Source organism: Streptomyces sp. NBC_00829 (genome assembly GCF_045161795.1).
Classification (GTDB): Bacteria; Actinomycetota; Actinomycetes; order Streptomycetales; family Streptomycetaceae; genus Streptomyces.
In genome coordinates, this window is sequence record NZ_CP108867.1 from 7,420,284 (window position 1) to 7,441,822 (window position 21,539).

The window sequence follows — 21,539 nt, forward strand, 5'->3', positions numbered from 1 at the left end:
GCGCGGTGCGGGATCGCCGACGGGTTGGGTGGAGGTCAGGCGGCGAGTGGGAGGTCGACCCAGTAGGACGTGCCGTAGAGGAGAGAGCGGGTGCCGTGCGCCGTGGCCAGCGAGGCGACGATGTGGCTGCCTCGGCCGTGCTCCTCCGGGCTGCCGGTAGCCGCCCACGCGCCCTCTTCGACGGCGGGGCCTCCGTCGTCAACCTCGATGTGCACGGTGCCCTCAGTCGGCTGCTCGACGCGCAGGGCGACGGGGGGGAGAGCGTGCTCGACGGCATTGGTGACTAGTTCGGACACCACCAGCAGGACCAGATCGGCGCACTCCTCGTCCACGCCCCACCCCTGAAGCATGTCGCGCGTGACGCGGCGGGCGACGCCAGCGGACTCGGGACGGTGGGCCAGCACCCAGATGCCGGGCTGGCCCGGCGTGGTCCCTGACGCCAGCGCCTCGTTGAGGGCCCTGCGGCTGTGGGCCGCGGCCTCGACCGCTTGCGAGCCGGCGGGACGGGTGGCGGTTATGGCCTCGCGACCGGCCGGGACTGTATTTTCCGTGGAATTCATGACGTCACTCCGTCAGGAGAATTCAAGAAAGTGAATATGCCGAATATTGGGCATTTTCCCTTAATGGGGCACTTTCAGAAGACTTCATTTCGGCGATGAAGTCCAGGGCATATCCCACCCATTCGAGAGCCGGTTTACCGGTATTCGATAGGTAGGGTTCGCCGCAATGGTAGGTAGTGCATTTCCTGGCACCAAGAGGTGCGCTCCTGGAGCGGGACGGTCTGCAGATTCCGGCCCGGTGAGGCGACCCTGGTAGTGACGGTCGCCAACTGGCCAGGGAGAGTCAGTAGGGGCTAGCGTGGAAGGATCAGTGCCGAAGACTTCGGGGCCGAGAAGCAACCGTGTTCGGTCTGACGGGACGGCTGGTGACGGCATTTTGACCGTAGGCCTTGACTCCGCCGCTTTCGCCTGGAGTGGCGGTTTCGATTTCGTGGGCCGCCGCCGGGAAGCCGGTCTGCTTCTCGACGCGGCAGGACATTCGCCTGCCCTCGTACTGGTTGATGGCGAGGCCGGTGTCGGCAAGTCCCGCCTGGTGGGTGAGGCCACAGCTCAGATCACCGAACACGGCGGCCGTGTCGCGACCGGATACTGTCATCCGCTGCGTGAGCCCTTCCCCTACGGCCCGGTCATCGATGCCCTCCGGCAGATTGGCGGGTGGCTGCCGCCTGTCGCCGAGATTCCTCCCTGGACCGACCTGCTGCGTCCCCTGCTGCCGGAACTGGCCGATCAACTGCCGCCGACCGCCGACACATCCGCTGCGCCCCAGCGGCACGAGGTCGTCCGGGCGGTCCGCGCGCTGCTGCAGGCGTGCGGCACACTCACCGTGGTCGTCGAAGACCTGCACTGGGCCGACGAAGCCACCCGCGAGCTGCTGCTGCTCCTGGCCATGGACCTGCCCCCTCGCCTGACTCTGGTCCTCACCTACCGGCGCGAGAACGCGGCCGCCGGCCCCGTGCTGGGTCCCGCCTTCCGCCGTATGCCCCGCACCCGCCTGGTGGAGATCCACCTCGAGCCGCTGGCCGAGAAAGACGTCGACGACCTGGCCGCCGCCGTTCTGGGCCCCGCCGCCAGCCCGGCACTGAGCCGTGCCCTGTTCGAGCGCAGCGCGGGGCTGCCGCTGGTCGTGGAGGAGGACCTGCTCACCCTGAGCCCCTTCCGCACGGATCATCCGGGCAGTGTCGCCGCGGACCCGGTGGCTGCCCTGGACCGGGCGGCCGTCCCGCGCGGCCTGTCCGAGGCGGTGGCGGCACGCATGAAGAACCTGACGGCACCAGCGGTCGCGATCGTGGAAGCCGCGGCCGTACTCGCCGTCGCAGTGGAGGAAAGCCTGCTGACCCAGCTCGCCGGACTGGATCCAGCCGAGGGCAGCGACGCGCTCGTAGCGGCCCTTCATGCCCAGGTACTGCGTGAGTCCGGACCGATGGCCCTGATGTACGGGCTCCGGCACACGCTCGCCCAGCAGGCTGTCTACCAGTCCATCCCCGGACCGCGCCGACGGCGCCTGCACGAGCGTGCGATCACGGCGCTGCGCGACCTGTCCCACCCGCCGCTGGTGCAGATCGCCCGCCACCACCGTGCGCTGGGTGACCACGACGGCTGGCAGTCCCTCACGCAGCAGGCCGCAGACCAGGCCATTGCCGTCGGAGATCACGGCACAGCCGCCTCCCTGCTCCACGCCTTGCTGGACGAGAAGAGCACCGGCGACGACCTACGGGCCCGCACCGCGCTCGCACTCAGCCGCATCGCTCTCTTCAACGTCGACTACACAGCATCGATGGCGCAGCTGCGCCAGATCCTCGCCGATCCGCGACTGCCCACCGTCGCCAAGGGGGAGATCAGAGTCGGTTTGGCCGCTCTGTTCTACAACCAGGTGAATGACCTGACGGTGGCACGCGAGCAACTCGAGCAAGCCGTCGTGGAACTCGGCGAGCACCGGCCAGGACCTGCTGGTGAGGCTCTGTGCTCACTTGCCCTCCTCGCCTACGACTGCGGCCGGCCGGACAAGGACATACTGGGCTGGATCGACCGGGCAGAGCGCATGGTGGAGCACGGCGATGACGCCGTGGCCAAAGCATGGGTGCATGCTGACAAGCTCTTCCTCCTGGCAGGACTAGGCGAGCGCGAGGTATGGCCCATGGTCGACCAGTTGCCCCGCGACGACGAAGACGCAGCAGTCCTGCGGGAGAACGCCCGCGGCCTGTGCAATATCGCCGACGCCGCCCTCTACGTGGGCCACGACCCGCGGGTGCCCGGCCTGCTGGACGACAGCCAAGCCCTTGCCGATCGGCTGGGCCACACGACGATGGTCGGCTGGTGCCGCCTCCATCGCCTCAGGCACGCCTGGTTCGCGGGCCTCTGGGCCGACCTGGAAGCAAAAGCCACGGCTCTGGCCGCAGACTTCCCCGATGACCACCTGGTCGAGGCCGAGATCTCGCTTACCCTTGGGGACCTGTTCACTGCCCGCGGCCAGTGGATGAAGGCGCTGGAGCACTACGGGGACACCGCCACCAAGGCCTTCGCCGTGGTGGCCGCTCAGGTTGCCGCTGGCATCGGCCGCATCCATCTCGCCCAGGGCCACGCAGAGGATGCCTGGACCGTCACCAGCAATGCCATGGACGAGCTGCGTAGCAACTCCGCCTGGATCAGAGCCGCCGTCCTCGTGCCCGTCACCGTGATGGCCGCCCTGACAACGGGACGCGCCGAGGAAGCCGCCCAGCTCGCCGCAGAACTCGAACACGGCATCGCAGACCGCGACGCGCCGGCCGCCATCGCCTACCTTCACCTCTGCCGCGGCCTCCTTGCCCGTGATAGCCATCCGGACACTGCCCGTGAGCAGTTCCTCCGCGCCGAAGCAGCCTTCCGGACGATCGGTCGGCCCTACCCCACCGCCATTTCCGCAGAACTCGCCGCCAGTACGCTCATCCCCGCACAGCCGGAGGAAGCCGCCCGCGCCCTCACCGAAACAGCCGAGAACTATACACGGCTGGGGGCAGTCTTCGACGCCTCCCGCGTCCGGCAGACCCTGCGAGACCTCGGCCAGACTCCACCCTCCGTCGGCCGACGCGGCTACGGCGACCAGCTCTCCCCCCGCGAACACGAAGTCGCCCAGCTGCTCGCTACCGGCGCTTCCAACCGCGACATCGCGCGGAGCCTCTTCCTCTCTCCCCGCACGGCCGAGCATCACGTCGCCAGCATTCTCCGCAAACTCGGCGTCACCGACCGCACCGCCGTGCGGGACGCACTCGGCGATCGGGAACCGTAGGCCGTACTGTTGTTCGCCCGTGCTGCGCGGTTGGTGGTGGGTGGGTGACTCAGGCATAGCGCCAGGTGACGGTCTGATGCGCATGTGAGACGACAGGCCAGGAGGCCTGTCGGCGTACTCCTATTCACGTGTACGCCGACACTGGGTCACGCACTGCTTCCCGCTCTGGGTTGGACGGCTGCGCCCGCGACCGCGTAAGGCACGGGACGGTTCTAGGCACCTGGGGAGTTCTCCGGGAAGTGACAGGCCACTTGGTGGCCATCACTGAGCTCGCGCAGGGCCGGTTCGACGTCACAGCAGATCTGCTGGGCTTTCCAACACCGAGTCCGGAATCGGCAGCCGCTGGGCGGATGGGCCGGCGAGGGGATGTCGCCCGTCAGGTGGATGCGCTCGCGGCGGGGTGCGGAGTGGTGGCCAGGGACGGCGGACAGAAGGGCGACGGTGTAGGGATGCAGGGGGGTGTCGTAGAGCGAGTCCCGGCCAGCGAGTTCGACGATCTTGCCGAGGTGCATGACAGCGACCCGGTCTGCCACGTGCCGAATGACGGCCAAGTCATGTCCGATGATCAGATAGGCGAGGGCGAGTTCGCGCTGGAGGTCGTCAAGTAGATTGATGATCTGAGCCTGGATCGAAACATCCAGGGCCGCAACAGGCTCATCGGCGACGATCAGTTTCGGTTTAAGGGCCAGGGCGCGGGCGATGCCGATGCGCTGGCACTGGCCAACGGAGAACTCGTGCGGATAACGGTTGTTGTGCTCCGGGTGGAGGCCGACCAGTTCCAGCAGCTCTTGCACGGCCCGCTGCACCCCGCGCTCGGTGTGGACCTGGTGGAACCGAAACGGCGCGCCCACTATCGAGCCGACGGTGTGGCGAGGATTCAATGAGGAGTACGGGTCCTGGAAGACCATCTGGATATCGCGGCGCAGTGGCCGCATCGCGCGGGGTGAGAGGTGGGTGATGTCGCGCCCCGCGAACACGACCGTTCCGCTCGTTGGCTCCTCCAGGCGGATGATGAGCCTGCCAGCGGTGGTCTTACCGCAACCGCTCTCCCCGACCAGGCCGAGAGTCTCCCCAGGCTGCACGGTGAAGTCGATTCCGTCCACAGCCTGCACCGCTCCAACCTTTCGGCGCAACAGCCCCTGCGTGAGCGGGAAGTGCTTGACCAGGCCGGTTACTCGAAGAAGCGGTTCACTCATGGCGGTGAGCTCCTGCCCGTGTCAGGGGCCGGCCACTGCAGGAGGGGAGCGATCTCCTCACGGAAGATGCGCTGACGTTCACCGGACGGCAGGTGGCAGGCCACCTGATGGCTAGGACCACCAGCGCCCGTAAGCCCGGGCACCTGGGAGAAGGACAGTTCGCCATTGCGCTGGGCATACGGACACCTGGGATGGAATGCGCACCCCGTCGGCAGGCTGAGCAGGCTGGGAGGATTGCCTGGGATGGGCACGAGCCGATCCTGCCGCCTCACGTCCATTCGAGGCATGGACGTGAGCAGCCCCCACGTGTAAGGGTGCGCGGCGGCGTTGAAAACGTCTCTCACCGGGCCTTTCTCGACGCACCTGCCGGCATACATAACCAGGACGTCGTCTGCGGCTTCTGCGACGACGTCGAGGTCATGAGTGATCAAGATGACGGCGGTGCCGGATTCCTCCTGCACGTCACGAATGAGATCGAGGATCTCCGCCTGCACGGTGGCATCCAGAGCAGTCGTGGGCTCATCGGCAATCAACAGTCGGGGGCTGTTGACCAACGCCATGGAGATTACGACGCGCTGACGCATCCCACCGGAGAACTGATGCGGATACTCCTCGGCTCGACGGTCAGGCTGCGGAATACCGACGCGGCCGAGCATCTCTACAGCCCGCCGATGCGCCTCAGGGCGGCTGACACCGGGATGGTGAGCCTTATACGCCTCGATGACCTGCGCCCCGACCGTGTAGTACGGGTGCAGGGAAGTAAGTGGATCCTGGAAGATCATCGCGATGGTGCCACCGCGCAATCGCCGCATGTGGTCGGGACCAGCGCTGGTGATCTCTTTCCCCTCCAGCCAGATCTCTCCACTGACCCGGGTACGCGCGGAGTGGTGCAGGCCCATGAGGGCAAGCGCAGCGGCCGTCTTGCCGGAGCCGGACTCTCCGACGATCCCCAAGGTCCTGCCGCGCTCCACACCGAAGGAAAGACCGTCGACGGCGCGCACCAGACCGTCGTCCGTCTCGACGCAGACCGTCAGGCCACTGGCCTTGAAGAATCCGCCATCGGGTGGCTGCTGGGCGGTAGTGGGTGGGGGGGTCACCGGTATCTCACCCTGGGGTCGAGTGCCGTGTAGAGGATGTCCACAACCAGGTTGGCGATCACGATGAAGAAGGCACCCAGGAGGGTGACCGCCATGATCTTCGGCAGGTCGTTCTCAGAGATCGCCTGGACAACGTACTGGCCCAGCCCCGGAAGCGAGAAGGCCGTCTCGACGAGCACCGCGCCACCGAGGAGCAGGCCGACATCCAGTCCGAAAAGGGTGAGGATCGGGGTGAGGGAGGCCCTGAAGCCGTGGCGGACGACGACCCTTCGCTCGGTCAGACCCTTGGCGCGCGCGGTTCGGATGTAGTCCTCGTCCATTGTCTCGAGCATGCTCGCCCGGGTCAGCCGTGCATACAGCGCGGTGTACAAGAAGGCGAGGGTGAGCCACGGCAGGACGAGGTTCTTCGCCCACATGAGCGGGTTGTCGCTGAACGGGACGTAGTGCAGGTTGGCGAAGATCGGCCACCGGTAGCTGAACAAGGCCAGGGAGATCAATGCGGTGAAGAACACGGGGAGCGAGATGCCGATGAGGGCAATGGCCATGGTCAACCGATCGATCAGTGAACCGTGCTTGAGGGCAGAGACGACACCGGCCGTCACCCCGACCACCAGCCAGATTACCGACGCGCCGATGACCAGCGACAAGGTCACAGGGATCCGTGCGCTGACCTGCGGCCACACCGGCTGGTGGGTCTTGAAGGAGTAGCCGAAGCACGGCGCGGCGCAGTGCGAGGCTTCGGGTCCGAAGCGGAAGGTCCGTCCGGCCACGACACCGTGGAGGAACTGCGTGTACTGCCTCCACAGCGGCTGATTGAAACCGAGGTTCCTCTCCACAGTGGCCAAGGCCTCCGGACTAGGATCACGACCGATGTACTGGGCCGCCAGCTGCGTGTTGGTCTGTCCGGCAAACCGGGGAACCAGGAAGAAGACCGCGAACGTGATCGCCGTCACGATGACCAGCATCAACGCCGCCGAGAGGATACGGCGACCGAGGTAGGCGGCCATGGCATCAGCCCACCCGCCCCCACCCCACAAGGCGGGGCCAAGGGGCCTGTCACCTCCCCCCGTCCTGTCCGACAGTGAGGTAGTCGTACATGCCGTAGGCCGGGGTCACGAACACATTCGTGGCCTTCGCCGGCCGGTAAAGCGGGCTCTTCAGATACAGCAGCGGCACCAAGGGCGCCTGCCGCATCGCCGTCTTGTCGATGTCCCCCCAAGCCTTCGTGCGTGCTGCCGCGTCAGGGTTGTTGATCGCCTGAGCGAGCATCCTGTTGACCTGCGGATCATTGAGTTCCGAGAAGTTGGTGTTGCCCGAAGCCTTGATGCTGTTGCCGTTAAGAATCTGGTCCATGAAGCCGTAGCCCGTCGGCCAGTCGGCCGCCCATTGCATCATCATCAGTCCCAGCTGGTGGGAGCGGACGAAGGCCGGTGCTCCGGCATAGTTGGACGCGTAAGTACCCGACGGGTACTGCTGTATGGCAGCGTCGATCCCTGCACGTTTGAGGGACGCCTGCACGGCCTGGGCCATGGCGATCTCGTTGGGCTGGTCAGCTCGAGCCGCGAGGTTGGTGGAGAATCCACCCGGGTGCCCGCACAGAGTGAGTTCCCGCTTGGCTGCGGCCAGGCCGTCGGGCGAATTGGCACCCTCGTGACCGGACGTCGGATAGAGGTCGTAGGCAGTGTGGCCGATCACACTGGGCGGCAGGATCGTTGTCGCAATCTCACCGCGGACGCTCCCACCAGCCGCGGTCTGTACCGACCCGCGGTCAACCGCGTACTCCACGGCACGCCGGCAGTGCACGTTGTCCAAAGGCGGCACCGCACTCGACATCGCGACGTAGGCCATCAGGCCCGACTGAGCGACGTCGACATGCGCCTTCTGAGTCGGGTCACTCAACACGGTCGCCTGAGTGGAGGCCGCGATGCCCTCGCCGTGCAGATCGAGGGTGGCAGTGCCAGCTATCAGGTTCTGGTCGACCGTGCTCTGTTCACGGTTGAACTGCACCACGATCTTGTCCGCGTACTGCTTGCGCAGCGGATCGCTCGCACTGCTCCAATGGGGGTTGCGTACCAGCGTTGCGCCCGCACCCTCTTGGTAGCTCGCGAACATGTACGCCCCGGAAGACACGATGCGGTTCACGTACCCCGCGCCGGTGTCCCTGGTCCGGGGCACTGGGGCCGACTGCGGGTTCGACACCAGATAGTCGAAGTCGGCGAACGGCTTGCTTAGGTGGAAGATGATCGTAGTGTCGTCGGGCGTCTCGATCGACTTCAGCCCGCCCGTCCTGTCCCTGTAGGGACCCGCGTACGGCGGCTGGTTGTCTACCAGGTACTGCCTGAAGTAGGTCGGGCCGTTCGACAGCGCCTCGGGCGCGTAGTTGCTCCGCTCGATCGCGTACTTCACATCTCGGCTGGTGATCGGCGAGCCATCGGAATACTTCAGCCCCGAACGAATCCGGTACGTCCACGTCCTCCCGCCGTCACTCACCGTTCCCAAACCCGTCGCAAGATCCGGCACCAGCTTCGCCGTGGAACCGGGCTCGGACGCGAACGTAGTCAGCGGGCGGCCGTACAGCCGCGAGAAATTCCACATGTAGCCGTAGTACGTGTTACCCGGATCCATCGAATCCGGCGTGCCGGCCAGCTGATAGGTCACCGTCCCCCCGGCTCGATCGGAAGCATTGACCACACCACGGTTCCCCGCGTTGAAACCGTCCTCCTGGCCACCAGCACCCTCATCCGCAGCCGAACAGGACACCAATGCCAGCAGCACACAGACACCCACAACAAGCCAGTCGGCCGGTCTCCTCACGATGACTGCCCCTCTCGACGGCGGACGGGAGGCGCACATCACTTGCCCCTCGGATGCAGGGCATCACGCAGGCCATCCCCGAGCAAATTGAACGCAAGCACCGTGACGAAGATGGCGAGACCGGGGACGACCATGAAAAACGGATCCGACTGGTAAAACTTGACCGCCTGCGCCAGCATGCCACCCCACGACGCCTGCGGCGGCTGAACACCCACCCCCAGAAAACTCAGACCAGCCTCGAACAGAATATTGATCGGAATCAGCAGAGTCGCGCACACAACGACCGGCCCCGCCAGATTCGGCAGAAGTTCCCGGAAAAGAATGTACGACCCGTGCGCGCCCAGGCTCCGCGCCGCATCCACAAACCCCCGCTCCCGCAGTGACAGTGTCTGCCCGCGAACAATCCGACCCATCAACGGCCAGCTGAAAAACCCGATGACAAAAATCAGCACCCCGACATGCAGTACCACCCCCCGCAACCCGAACGCGCCGTTCTGCAGCACCGCAGACAACGCAATCGCCAGCAGCAGTAGCGGGAACGACAAGAAGAGATCCATCAACCGGCTGATCACCCCATCCACCCAGCCACCGTAATAGCCAGCCGCCACACCCAGCACCGTCCCGAGTACCACAGCCAGCCCCGTCGCGCCCAACGCCACAGTCAACGACACCCACGAACCCTCGATGATTCGCGCAAGAATGTCCCTCCCGAATTGCGGCTCCACACCAAGCGGGTGATCCCAGCTAATTCCTCCCCATGCACCCTTCGGGCGCAGTAGGATAGGGTCCACGCGATCCTGATGAAATGCGTTGGGATTAAGACCAAAAACAGCCTGGATAGGCTTCGCCAAGATGGCGACAACCACCAGAAGAATCACAACAAGACCGCCGGCCACCGCACCCTTGTCACGCTTGAAGCGCGCCCACGCGATCTGCCGGAGAGAGCGACCCTGAATCCGGCCACCGACGCCGGATAGAGCAGAATCCGGACTCGCGTCAACACCCGAAACGTCGAACGGAGCTGCCACGGCGCATCCCCAGCCAATCAGAGCCACCGGCGAACATCACATCCACCGTAGACCCGCCGCTGAAGGACTGCAGCCCAGCCAGTCGGCCCTGTGCCCGCCCTAGCCTCGGGCTTTCGCGCGCCCAGCAGACTCGGAGGTCTTCGTAAGCTCGTTGTCGCCTGCCGGTGGAGGTCCGGTCCGGGTAGCTGCCAGGAGGCCCGGTAGCAGACTCGCGGCGTCGGGGGGAAACGCCCGGCTGAGGTGGCCCCTACGGTGTGGACACTCTGAACCTTGGATCTTGTAGATCCGAGGAAGGGTGTCCTAGCCTCGCGCTTTCGCGAGTGGGCCTGTCCGGGTCTTGATCAAATAAGTGGAGAGTGCCACTGACCTGCAATGCCGGTGATTTAGGGTGTTTTTGCAGGTGAGGATTGGTGTCCTGGGTTCCCTGTGACTTTGAGTGAGTAGCTGACGTGGCTGGGAGGGCGGGGCTCGTCCCGGCGTTTGGCTTCGAAGGTGTTCCTCGGTGGTTTCTTCAGTCGTTGGCAGCGGCGGTCGCGGCGTGAGGGCAGGAGTTCGTGTCCAACTACCACTACCTCGTCCCCGAACTGGGCCCCGGCACCACGTTCGCCGCCGACTCCGCCAAGCAGGTCCACGAACTGACGGAGGCCCTGGAGCTCGGCCACACCGCCCGCCCGGTGCTCGTCGGACCCGTCACCTACCTCCTCCTGGCCAAGCCCGCGCCCACGGTCCCGGCGGACTTCGAACCGCTCACCCTGCTCGACCGGCTGCTGCCGGTGTACGCCGAGGTCCTCCGCGACCTGCGTGCCGCGGGCGCGCAGTGGGTGCAGCTCGACGAGCCCGCGCTCGTGCAGGACCAGCCCCCGGCCGTACTGAACGCCGCTTCCCGCGCCTATCGCGACCTCGGCGGGCTCACCGAACGCCCCAAGCTGCTGGTCGCCTCCTACTTCGACCGGCTCGGCGACGCCCTCCCGGTGCTGGCCAAGGCACCGGTCGAAGGTCTGGCATTCGACTTCACGGGACGAGGCGCCGCCAACCTCGACGACGTCGCCGCGGCCGGAGGCCTGCGCGGCAAGCGGCTCGTCGCCGGAGTCGTCGACGGCCGCAATGTGTGGATCGCCGACCTGGGCCGTTCCATGGCCACCCTCGCCACGCTCCTCGGACTCGCCGACCGGGTGGACGTGGCACCGTCCTGCTCGCTGCTGCATGTGCCCCTGGACGCGACGGCCGAGCGGGACGTGACCCCACAGATCGCCCGCTGGCTGGCCTTCGCCCGGCAGAAGACGGACGAGGTCGTCACCATGGCCCGCGGCCTGACGGAGGGAGCCGACAGCATCGCCGCCCATCTCTCCGCCAACCGCGCCGACCTGCTCGCGCGCGCCACCTCCGCGCTCACCCACGACCCCGCCGTACGCGCCCGATGCGCGGCCGTCACCCCGGCGGACGCCCGCCGGAGCCTGCCGTACGCGGAGCGTTCCGTGGCCCAGCGCGCCCGCCTCGGTCTGCCGCCGCTGCCCACGACCACCATCGGCTCGTTCCCGCAGACCGTCGAACTGCGCACGGCGCGGGCCGATCTGAGAGCCGGACGCATCGGCGCCGAGAGCTACGACGAGCGGATCGAGGCCGAGATCCGGGAGGTCGTCGCCTTCCAGGAGAAGACCGGCATCGACGTGCTCGTCCACGGGGAGCCCGAACGCAACGACATGGTCCAGTACTTCGCCGAGCGGCTGAGCGGCTTTCTCGCCACGCAGCACGGCTGGGTCCAGTCGTACGGCACCCGCTACGTCAGGCCGCCGATCCTGGCCGGCGACATCTCACGGCCCCAGGCCATGACGGTGCGCTGGACCGCCTACGCGCAGTCGCTGACCGACCGTCCCGTCAAGGGCATGCTCACGGGCCCTGTCACCATGCTCGCCTGGTCCTTCGTCCGCGACGACCAGCCGCTCGCCGAGACCGCCCGCCAGGTCGCGCTCGCCCTGCGCGACGAGGTCGAGGACCTCGAGGCGGCCGGAAGCCCGGTGATCCAGGTCGACGAACCCGCCCTGCGCGAGACCCTGCCGCTCCGGGCCGCCGACCACGACGCGTATCTGCACTGGGCGACGGAGGCCTTCCGGCTCACCACCGGCGGGGTGCGGCCGGACACGCAGATCCACACTCATATGTGCTACGCGGAGTTCGGGGACATCCTTCAGGCCATCGACGACCTCGACGCCGATGTGATCAGCCTGGAGGCGGCCCGCTCTCATACGCAGGTCGCGGGCGAACTCGCCACCGCCGGTTATCCGCGCGAGGTGGGACCCGGCGTGTACGACATCCACTCGCCCCGTGTCCCCAGTACCGAAGAGGCAGCGGCGCTGCTGCGCAAGGGACTTGAGGCGATTGCGCCCGAACGGCTGTGGGTCAACCCCGACTGTGGCCTCAAGACCCGGGGCTGGCCGGAGGTCCGGGTGTCGCTGGAGAACCTCGTGAGCGCGGCCCACGAGGTGAGGTCCGCGCTGTGACGGGCGGCTGAACGGCCGGGCGGAGGACACGAGTGCCGCGTCCCCCGCCCGGCCGAAACCGGCCCAGGGCTCAGATGTCCGGCCGCTGGAACGCCTCAAGGATCTGCTCGGCCGCCAGCGTCGCCGTCAACTCCCCGTCCCGCACCTGCCGTTCCAGACCTGGAGCGAGCGCACGGACCCGGGGATCGCTGCGCAGCCGGTCCCGCAGCTCGTCGTGAACCATCGTCCACGTCCAGTCGATCTGCTGGTCGCGGCGCTTGGCGGCGAGCCTGCCAGTTGAATCGAGCAGGGCCCGGTGCTGCTCCAGGCGCTCCCAGAGTGTGTCCAGACCCGTGCTCTCGCGGGCACTGCACGAGAGCACCGGCGGAGTCCACGCGGCGTCCGCCGGATGCATCAGCCGCAGCGCGCCCGCCAGTTCACGGGCGGCCGAGCGGGCGTCCCTCTCGTGCGGACCGTCGGCCTTGTTGACGGCGATGACGTCGGCCAGCTCCAGCACGCCCTTCTTGATGCCCTGGAGCTGGTCACCGGTGCGGGCCAGGCTCAGCAGCAGGAAGGAGTCGACCATGCCTGCCACGGCGGTCTCCGACTGGCCGACGCCCACCGTCTCCACGAGCACCACGTCGTACCCGGCCGCCTCCATCACGATGATGGTCTCGCGGGTCGCCTTGGCCACTCCGCCGAGCGTGCCCGAGGTGGGGGAGGGCCGCACAAAGGCGGCCGGGTCCACCGCGAGCCGCTCCATCCGGGTCTTGTCGCCCAGGATGGAACCGCCCGTACGGGTCGAGGACGGGTCGACGGCGAGCACCGCGACCCGGTGGCCGAGGCCGGTGAGCATCGTGCCCAGGGCATCGATGAACGTGGACTTGCCGACGCCGGGCACACCGCTGACACCCACCCGCCGGGCGCTGCCCGCGTACGGCAGCAGTTCGGTCAGCAGGTGCTGGGCAAGCGCCCGGTGGTCGGCGCGGGTGGACTCGACGAGCGTGATCGCGCGGGCGATGTACGCCCGCGACCCCTCTCGTACGCCCTTGACATAGCTGTCGATGTCGATCGTGGGAGGCATCCGGGGCACAGTCTCACAACTCGTGGCCGAGCGAGGCACCCAGCGTCTTCACCAGGTCCTGCGCCGCGTCCGGGATCACCGTGCCGGGCGGGAAGACCGCCGCGGCCCCGGCGTCGCGGAGGGTCTGGATGTCCTGGGGCGGGATCACCCCGCCCACCACGATCATGATGTCTTCCCGTCCCTCGGCGGCCAGTTGCTCGCGCAGCGCCGGCACGAGCGTGAGGTGCCCGGCCGCCAGCGAGGACACGCCGACGATGTGGACGTCCGCCTCCACCGCCTGGCGGGCCACCTCCTCCGGCGTCTGGAACAGCGGACCGACGTCCACGTCGAAGCCGAGGTCGGCGAAGGCCGTGGCGATCACCTTCTGGCCGCGGTCGTGGCCGTCCTGGCCCATCTTGGCGACGAGGATGCGCGGGCGGCGGCCTTCGGCCTGCTCGAACTCCTCGACGAGCGTCCGGGTGGTGTCCACAGCCGGTGACGTCCCTGCCTCGTTCCGGTACACACCGGAGATCGTACGGATCTGACCGGAGTGCCGTCCGTACACCTTCTCCAGTGCGTCGGAGATCTCACCCACGGTCGCCATCGCACGGGCCGCGTTCACCGCGAGTGCCAGGAGGTTGCCCTCCGGACCGGCGCCCGGACCGGCCTGCGCGGCCGCGGTCAGCGCCCGCAACGCGTCCTGGCAGGCACCCTCGTCGCGCTCGGCCCGCAGCCGCCGCAGCTTCTCGATCTGCTGGGTGCGCACCGAAGAGTTGTCGACCTTGAGCACATCGATCTGCTCGTCGGTCTCCACGCGGTACTTGTTCACGCCGATGACGGGCTGGCGTCCGGAGTCGATACGGGCCTGCGTACGGGCCGCGGCCTCCTCGACCCGCAGCTTCGGGATACCGGCGTCGATGGCCTGCGCCATACCGCCGGCTGCCTCGACCTCCTCGATGTGCTGCCAGGCGCGGCGGGCGAGGTCGTGGGTGAGCTTCTCGACATACGCGCTGCCGCCCCACGGGTCGATGACCCGGCAGGTCCCCGACTCCTGCTGGAGGAGCAGTTGGGTGTTGCGGGCGATGCGCGCGGAGAAGTCGGTCGGCAGGGCGAGCGCCTCGTCGAGCGCGTTGGTGTGCAGGGACTGGGTGTGACCCTGGGTGGCGGCCATGGCCTCCACACAGGTGCGCGTGACGTTGTTGAAGACGTCCTGCGCTGTCAGCGACCAGCCCGAGGTCTGCGAGTGGGTACGCAGCGAGAGCGACTTGGCGTTCTGCGGGTCGAAGGTCTTCACCAGCTTCGCCCACAGCAGCCGGGCGGCCCGCAACTTGGCGATCTCCATGAAGAAGTTCATGCCGATCGCCCAGAAGAACGACAGACGCGGCGCGAAAGCGTCGACGTCGAGTCCCGCGCCGATACCGGCCCGCAGATACTCCATGCCGTCGGCGAGGGTGTACGCCAGCTCCAGATCGGCCGTGGCCCCGGCCTCCTGGATGTGATAGCCCGAGATGGAGATGGAGTTGTAGCGCGGCATCTTCTGCGAGGTGTACGCGAAGATGTCCGAGATGATCCGCATCGAGGGCTTGGGCGGATAGATGTAGGTGTTGCGGACCATGAACTCCTTGAGGATGTCGTTCTGGATGGTCCCCGCCAGCTTCTCGGGCGGCACGCCCTGCTCCTCGGCGGCCACGATGTACAGCGCGAGAACGGGCAGCACCGCGCCGTTCATCGTCATCGACACACTCATCCGGTCCAGCGGAATGCCGTCGAAGAGCTGCCGCATGTCGTAGATCGAGTCGATGGCCACACCGGCCATGCCGACATCGCCCGTCACCCGCGGATGGTCGCTGTCGTAGCCCCGGTGCGTCGGAAGGTCGAAGGCGACCGACAGTCCCTTCTGCCCGGCGGCGAGATTGCGCCGGTAGAAGGCGTTGGACTCCTCGGCGGTGGAGAATCCGGCGTACTGCCGGATCGTCCACGGCTGATTGACGTACATCGTCGGGTACGGTCCGCGCAGATACGGCGCGATGCCCGGGTAGGTGCCGAGGAAGTCGACTCCGGCCAGGTCCTGGCCCGTGTACAGCGGCTTGACCGGAATGCCCTCGGGCGTGTCCCACACCAGGTCGGTGTCGCCCTTGCCGGTGCTCTCCTTGACGGCCGAACGCCACTGGTCCTCGGAGACCGCGGAGGCGTCGCCCTTGCCGAGCTCGATTCCTGAGAAGTCCGGGATCCCCATCACGCCACTCCGATCCGGTCGAGGACGGAGCTCAGCACGGCGACCGCGTCGCCGCCCGCGACGACGAACTCGTCGACTCCGGCCCGTTCATACGTCTCACGCTGCTCGCCGGGCCGGCCCGCGAGGAACACCCGCAGCGCTCCGGCCGCCTTCAGCGCCTCGGCCACCTCAGCGGCCTGCTCGGCGTAGAGGGCATCGCTGGAGCAGATGCAGGCCACGTCCGCGCCACTGGTGGTGAAGGCCTCGGCGACCGAGGCCGCGTCGACCGAGACCGGGTCGTGCACGGCTTCGACACCTCCGGCCTGGAAGAGGTTCGCGGCGAACGACGCCCGCGCGGTGTGCGCGGCGGCCGGGCCGAGCGCGGCCAGGAAGACGCGCGGCCGGGCCCCGGCCGAGGCCAGATGCGCGTCCGAGCGGGCGCGCAGCGCCTCGAAGGCCTCGTCCCGACGGACCTTCGGCAGACCGCCCGAAGGCGCCGCGGGTGCCGGGTCGCGTTCGACCGGCGCCTGCGAGAGCAGCGGGAACTCGCTCACACCGGTGATCGGTTCACGCCGCTTGGCGAGGTTCTTCGCACGGTTCTCCCAGGTGGCGCCGATCCGCTCGGACACCAGACCGTCGCGCAGCGCGGCCTCCTGGCCCCCGGCGCGCTCGATCTCCTGGAACCATGTCCAGGCCGCCTGCGCCAGCTCGTCGGTGAGCCGCTCCACGTACCACGAGCCGCCCGCCGGGTCGATGACCCGGCCGACGTGCGACTCCTCCATCAGGATCGTCGAGGTGTTGCGGGCGATGCGGCGGGCGAAACCGTCGGGCAGCCCGAGCGCATGGTCGAAGGGGAGCACGGTCACGGCGTCGGCGCCGCCGACACCGGCGGCGAGGGAGGCCACGGTGGTGCGGAGCATGTTCACCCAGGGGTCGCGCCGGCTCATCATCACCGGGGACGTCACCGCGTGCTGGAGCTGGGCACCGGCGGCGGCATCCGCACCGCTCGCCTCGGCGACCCGGGCCCATACGCGCCGGGCCGCGCGCAGCTTGGCGATGGTGAGGAACTGGTCGGCGGTGGCCGCGTAACGGAACTCCAGCTGACCCAGGGCCGCTTCCACGGAGAGTCCGGCCGAGGTGAGTTCGCGCAGCAGGGCGACTCCGCCGGCGAGTGAGCAGCCCAGCTCCTGCGCGGCCGAGGCACCGGCCTCGTGGTAGGGGAGGGCATCGACGACCAGTGCACGCAGGCCGGGGTACTTCGCGTCGCAGAGCCGCGCGAGTTCGACGGCGGCGGCCTTCGCCCGTGCGGTGTCCTCGTGCGAGCCGGTGCGCGCCGCGTGTCCCAGCGGGTCGGCGCCGAGATTGCCGAGCGCCGCCTCGGGGGCGATCCCCCGCTCCTCGTAGAGCCGCAGCAACTCCCGTGCCGCGGGCTCGAATTCGGCACCCGCGTCGAGCACCACCGGGGCAAGGTCGAGATAGACCCCGTCGAGTGCGGTGGGCAGTGCGGAGACCGGGATCGCGGCCGAGCCGACGGACAGCCAGAGCGAGGTGACCCCGTTCTCCAGGTCGGCGAGCACCGCCTCGTTCGTCCGTACCGGATCCGGCCGGTCGTGGCGCTGGCGCACGTCCCAGCCGGAGACCGCGCCGCCTTCGGGCCTGCCGCCCCGGGTGAAGGGGGCGAAACCCGGATATCCGGCGCCGTCCGCGCCATCGCGTGCTGTGTCCGCGGTGTACAGAGGACGGGTGGTGAGCCCGTCCTCCAGGGCCGTGGACAGCACGTCCGCGGCCGCCGTCTCCGGCGCGTCCTTGCCTGCCTTGCGCAGCACGCCGGCCACCAGCCGCTGCCACTGCTCGTGGGTCGCATCCGGGAATTCGGCGGCCAGTGAGAACCCGTCATCGGGGAGGACCGTCATGCTCAGATGCTAGGTCACGTGCACAAAGGCGCAGCAGGGGCCGGGGCTGTGACCTTGCACTCTCAGGACCACTCTTGATCCGTGGAGCCCGATGCTCTATCCGTGGGACGATCCGTCCCAAACTCCGGACATGCCCGGGACGTGGACGGCCGGTGGACGGGGAGCGCGTGGCGTCGTGCCACGGCGACGACGACCAGCACGACGGCGGGGGCCCTGAAGATCGGCGACTTTCCCGGCATGCCGGTGTCCCCACCCGGATGCCGCGCTACTACGAGGAGCGGAACCTGCTCCACCCGGAGCGGGCCGACAACGGCTACCGCCCCTTCGACGCCTCCGCCGTCCACCGGGTCCAGCAGATCCGCGGGCTGCTCGACTCGCCACTGGCCACGGAGATCATCCGCCGCATCCTCCCCCTCCTGACCGAGCCGGACGACATCCCTGTCCACCCCGGGTGCCCGGCGCCTCGGACCGCTGCGCTGCTGAGGCGCGAGGCGGACCGGATCCAGCAGCGGATCGAGTGCCTGACGGCGCAACCGCGACGTGATCCTCGCCTACCTCGCGGCGGTCCACGCCCCCTGCCGAACAGGGGCGACCGGGCCGGGTGCACCGGTGCTGGGGCGGCCTTACGGTGGGATCAACGCGCTGGGGCGCACGGTCCCCGCAGGGAAGGCTGGAGCCGTGATGGCCGGTGAGATCTCCTTCTTCGAACTCGGCGTGGGCGAAGCCGAGGCGGCCCGCACCTTCTACACGGGACTGTTCGGCTGGGCCTTCGACGCCGGTGCGACCGAGGGCGGCGGCTACGCGATCCGGACCCCCAACGTCCCCGGCGGAGTGCACGGCGGTGACCCCGGCGCGAGCCCGTACGTCTTCCTCAGGGTCGACGACATGAAGACAGCACTCGAACGCGTCCGCGAACTGGGCGGTACGGTCGACGACTTCGACGCGGGCGACGACAACGCAACAGTCGCGCGCTTCGGCCGCTTCAAGCTCTGCCACGACGACCAGGGATCGCCTTTCGGACTGCACGAGCCACCGCAACGCTCCTGAGCGCGACCACCGCCGGGCCGTGCGATGAGCCGGTCGGGGCGACGACCCCGCTATAGCGTGGCCCCATGTGCTGGAGCGCGACGGCCGACCTCGCCGTCGGCGGCTGTGTCGCCGCCGTCGGAGTCGCCTGCGTCGCGCAGGTGCGCCACCTGCGTGATCTGCCGCTCGCCGCCCTGCCGTTGCTGCTCGGGGCCCATCAGATGATCGAGTCCTTCGTCTGGCACTCGGACGGCGGTACGGGACCCGCGACCCTCGCCTGGGCCGTGATCGCTCTGCCGTTGCTGCCGGTGTGGGTGCCCTTCGGGGTACTGCTCGCCGCCCCGCCTGCCGCCCGGCGCCGGCTCGCCGTCCCGGCCGCCGCGGGCACCGCCACCGCCGCGGTCCTCGCGTACCACCTGGCCACCGGGACCGTGACGGCCGGGATCCGCGGGCACACCCTCGCCTACGTCCTCGACCTGCCGCGTTCCTGGACCATCATCACCGGATATCTGGTGGCCACGGTCGGCGCGCTGCTGCTCGGCGACGACCGGGTGCTGAGGCTGCTGGGCATCCTCGCCGGACTCGGCGCCGTTGCCTGCGCCGTGCTGTGGCGGCTGGAGTTCGTCTCCACCTGGTGTGCGCTGGCCGCGGTGGTCTCCGTCGTCCTCCTCGACTGGGTGCGCCGGCGTCCGGACGGCGTGGCGAGGAGCGCGACCGCCGCGCCCTGACGTCGGGGCCGCTGCCCCGGCACGGCTCCGCCTCCATGCCGGGGCGTCTGTCCCCGCCGGGCAGGGCCCGGGTCCGGTCGCATGTGGTGGTCGGCAGGGTGACGCTGGAGGAGTACCCCGACCGACAGCGCGGGCCGCGACCGCCGGAGGAAGCACGCGGAACAAGAAGGAGGAGCGGCTCGGCCGGGGCTCAGCCGTCATGTAGCCCAGAGGCAGGAAAGATCGTGAAAAGCAACAGCGCACAGGAGTACACGACACCGGTCGCCGTGACGGTCAGCGGCTGCGCGAAGGAGGACGCCGACAAGGTCTTCCGCGTGCTGGCACAGTCCTTCGCATCGGACCGCGCCGACGACGACGCGCCCCAGTACACCGCCCACAGGGAGACCAGCGTGTGGACCTCCACCTTCGAGGTGTCGCGGTCGCATGCCAAGCCCGAACCCGTGCGGCTGAGCGCACCCGTCGAGGCCGACGTCCAGGGCACGTACTGGGGAGTGGACCGGCTGAGCGAGACGCTCGCCGACGCCTTCGCCGTCAGGCCGGAAGGCATGGCGGCCGGCGACCAGGAGAAGGACGTCCATCTGCGGCTGGAGAGCGGGATCAAGTAGGCCAGGCCGGCGCCCGGGGCCGTTTCGCGTTGCGGGAACGCCCCCGGCGCGCAACTGTCGAAGGACCGAGCCCGAGGAGGACCTGCCATGCCCATCGCCACGGTGAATCCCGCTACCGGGGAGACGCTCAGGACCTTCGAGGCGCTCGGACAGGGCGAGATCGAACGGCGCCTGGCGCTCGCGGTGACGGCGTTCGGCGAGCACCGCACCACCGCGTTCGGCAGGCGTGCGGAGCTGCTCGGCCGTGCCGCCGACCTTCTGGACGCGGACCGGGAGGACATCGCCCGCACCATGACCCTGGAGATGGGCAAGCCGATCACGGCCGCCCGCGCGGAGGCCGCGAAATGCGCGAAGGCGATGCGCTGGTACGCACAGCACGCCGAGGAACTCCTCGCCGACGAGCACCCGGCGCCCGCCGATGTGAAGGACTCCGGAGCCACACGGGCGAGCGTCCGCTACCGTCCGATCGGCGCCGTCCTGGCCGTCATGCCCTGGAACTTCCCGCTCTGGCAGGTCGTACGCTTCGCGGCCCCCGCACTGATGGCCGGCAACGTCGGCCTGCTCAAGCACGCGTCGAACGTGCCGCAGACCGCTCTGTATCTGGAAGACCTCTTCCGGCGCGCCGGCTACCCGGAGGGATGCTTCCAGACGCTGCTCGTCGGATCGGGCGCGGTCGAGGCGATCCTGCGCGACAGCCGGGTGGCAGCGGCGACGCTGACGGGCAGTGAGCCCGCCGGCCGCTCCGTCGCGGCCATCGCGGGCGACGAGGTGAAGAAGACCGTCATGGAGCTCGGCGGCAGCGATCCCTTCGTCGTGATGGCGTCGGCCGACGTCGAGAGCGCGGCACGGACGGCGGTGAAGGCCCGCGTCCAGAACAACGGCCAGTCCTGCATCGCGGCCAAGCGCTTCATCGTCCAGGCGGACGTGTACGACACCTTCGTCGAGCACTTCACCGCGGGCATGCGGGACCTGACCGTGGGCGACCCGATGGAGGAGTCCACCGACGTCGGCCCGCTCTCCACCGAACAGGGCCGACTCGACCTGGAGGAACTGGTCGACGACGCCGTGAGGCTGAGGGCGACGCTCCGCTGCGGAGGGCGGCGTCCGGAGAAGTTCGACCAGGGCTGGTACTACGAGCCCACGGTACTGAGCGACATCACCCCCGAGATGCGCATCCACCAGGAGGAGGCATTCGGCCCGGTCGCCACCGTCTACCGGGTGGCAGGGCTCGACGAGGCCGTGGCCCTCGCCAATGACACTCCCTTCGGGCTGAGCTCGAACGTCTGGACGCGGGACGACGCGGAGGTGGAACGCTTCGCACGGGACATCGAGGCGGGCGGTGTCTTCTTCAACGGAATGACGGCCTCCCATCCGGCCCTGCCTTTCGGCGGCGCCAAGCGCTCCGGATACGGCAGGGAGCTGTCGGGCCACGGGATGCGGGAGTTCTGCAACATCACCACGGTGTGGCACGGCGCGTAGGGCGTGCCGAACGGGCCCCGCTCGCCCGGCCCCCGGCGTGCGGCCCCTCCGCCGGTCCTCCCGCGCCGTGATGGAA

General features: G+C 68.6%; 16 protein-coding genes. 7 read left to right on the plus strand and 9 right to left on the minus strand.

From position 1 onward, the window contains the following. Nucleotides 1-35: 35 nt before the first annotated feature. Entirely contained in the window at nt 36-560 is a 525-nt protein-coding gene (locus OG293_RS33340) for an ATP-binding protein (protein WP_406002455.1), read from the minus strand. Between the two features lie 376 nt (nt 561-936). Here OG293_RS33340 and OG293_RS33345 point away from each other — a divergent pair, with 376 nt between their 5' ends. Then, nucleotides 937-3,822, plus strand: coding sequence for an ATP-binding protein (locus OG293_RS33345; RefSeq protein WP_406002456.1), 2,886 nt, complete (start codon nt 937-939; stop codon nt 3,820-3,822). 212 nt (nt 3,823-4,034) lie between these two features. On the opposite strand, the gene OG293_RS33350 is transcribed toward OG293_RS33345, so the two are convergent. The 5 genes from OG293_RS33350 to OG293_RS33370 form a co-directional block, all read right to left on the minus strand. Beyond that, on the minus strand, nt 4,035-5,018 hold the full coding sequence (locus OG293_RS33350) for an ABC transporter ATP-binding protein (protein ID WP_406002457.1): 984 nt from the start codon (nt 5,016-5,018) through the stop codon (nt 4,035-4,037). Continuing rightward, entirely contained in the window at nt 5,015-6,115 is a 1,101-nt protein-coding gene (locus OG293_RS33355; protein ID WP_406002458.1) for an ABC transporter ATP-binding protein, read from the minus strand. The genes OG293_RS33350 and OG293_RS33355 overlap by 4 nt, the downstream gene beginning before the upstream one ends. Then, nucleotides 6,112-7,122 (minus strand): ABC transporter permease, encoded by a 1,011-nt coding sequence (locus tag OG293_RS33360; RefSeq protein WP_406002459.1) that lies wholly within the window; start codon nt 7,120-7,122, stop codon nt 6,112-6,114. Before OG293_RS33360 ends, OG293_RS33355 begins: the two co-directional genes overlap by 4 nt. A gap of 49 nt (nt 7,123-7,171) precedes the next feature. Continuing rightward, nucleotides 7,172-8,890, minus strand: a complete 1,719-nt coding sequence (locus OG293_RS33365) for an ABC transporter substrate-binding protein (protein WP_406002460.1) — start codon at nt 8,888-8,890, stop codon at nt 7,172-7,174. Nucleotides 8,891-8,967: 77 nt separating this feature from the next. Beyond that, nucleotides 8,968-9,957, minus strand: coding sequence for an ABC transporter permease (locus tag OG293_RS33370; RefSeq protein ID WP_406002461.1), 990 nt, complete (start codon nt 9,955-9,957; stop codon nt 8,968-8,970). Nucleotides 9,958-10,511: 554 nt separating this feature from the next. Here OG293_RS33370 and metE point away from each other — a divergent pair. Next, a complete protein-coding gene (metE, locus tag OG293_RS33375) occupies nt 10,512-12,455 on the plus strand; it encodes a 5-methyltetrahydropteroyltriglutamate--homocysteine S-methyltransferase (RefSeq protein ID WP_406002462.1) in 1,944 nt (647 codons plus the stop codon). 70 nt (nt 12,456-12,525) lie between these two features. Here the strand turns inward: metE and meaB are convergent, their stop codons facing one another. Genes meaB through OG293_RS33390 form a run of 3 tightly spaced genes read right to left on the minus strand, consistent with a single transcriptional unit; the run spans nt 12,526 to nt 17,625 of the window. Beyond that, complete coding sequence (gene meaB, locus OG293_RS33380; RefSeq protein ID WP_406002463.1) at nt 12,526-13,518, minus strand: methylmalonyl Co-A mutase-associated GTPase MeaB; 993 nt, start codon at nt 13,516-13,518, stop codon at nt 12,526-12,528. A 13-nt stretch (nt 13,519-13,531) separates the two neighbouring features. Beyond that, nucleotides 13,532-15,733: a methylmalonyl-CoA mutase gene (gene scpA / locus OG293_RS33385; protein ID WP_406002464.1), complete on the minus strand. Its 2,202-nt coding sequence runs from the start codon at nt 15,731-15,733 to the stop codon at nt 13,532-13,534. Beyond that, nucleotides 15,733-17,625 (minus strand): methylmalonyl-CoA mutase family protein, encoded by a 1,893-nt coding sequence (locus tag OG293_RS33390; RefSeq protein WP_406002465.1) that lies wholly within the window; start codon nt 17,623-17,625, stop codon nt 15,733-15,735. Before OG293_RS33390 ends, scpA begins: the two co-directional genes overlap by 1 nt. A 152-nt stretch (nt 17,626-17,777) precedes the next feature. On the opposite strand from OG293_RS33390, the gene OG293_RS33395 reads away from it, so the two are divergent. The 5 genes from OG293_RS33395 (at nt 17,778) to OG293_RS33415 (ending at nt 21,463) form a co-directional block, all read left to right on the plus strand. Further along, on the plus strand, nt 17,778-18,317 hold the full coding sequence (locus OG293_RS33395; RefSeq protein ID WP_406002466.1) for a MerR family transcriptional regulator: 540 nt from the start codon (nt 17,778-17,780) through the stop codon (nt 18,315-18,317). Next, entirely contained in the window at nt 18,307-18,672 is a 366-nt protein-coding gene (locus tag OG293_RS33400; protein ID WP_406002467.1) for a VOC family protein, read from the plus strand. Before OG293_RS33395 ends, OG293_RS33400 begins: the two co-directional genes overlap by 11 nt. A gap of 65 nt (nt 18,673-18,737) precedes the next feature. Then, complete coding sequence (locus tag OG293_RS33405) at nt 18,738-19,379, plus strand: DUF6629 family protein (protein ID WP_406002468.1); 642 nt, start codon at nt 18,738-18,740, stop codon at nt 19,377-19,379. A 224-nt stretch (nt 19,380-19,603) separates the two neighbouring features. Continuing rightward, on the plus strand, nt 19,604-19,984 hold the full coding sequence (locus OG293_RS33410; protein ID WP_406002469.1) for a hypothetical protein: 381 nt from the start codon (nt 19,604-19,606) through the stop codon (nt 19,982-19,984). Between the two features lie 87 nt (nt 19,985-20,071). After that, nucleotides 20,072-21,463 (plus strand): NADP-dependent succinic semialdehyde dehydrogenase, encoded by a 1,392-nt coding sequence (locus OG293_RS33415; protein ID WP_406002470.1) that lies wholly within the window; start codon nt 20,072-20,074, stop codon nt 21,461-21,463. The last annotated feature ends 76 nt before the right edge of the window (nt 21,464-21,539 follow it).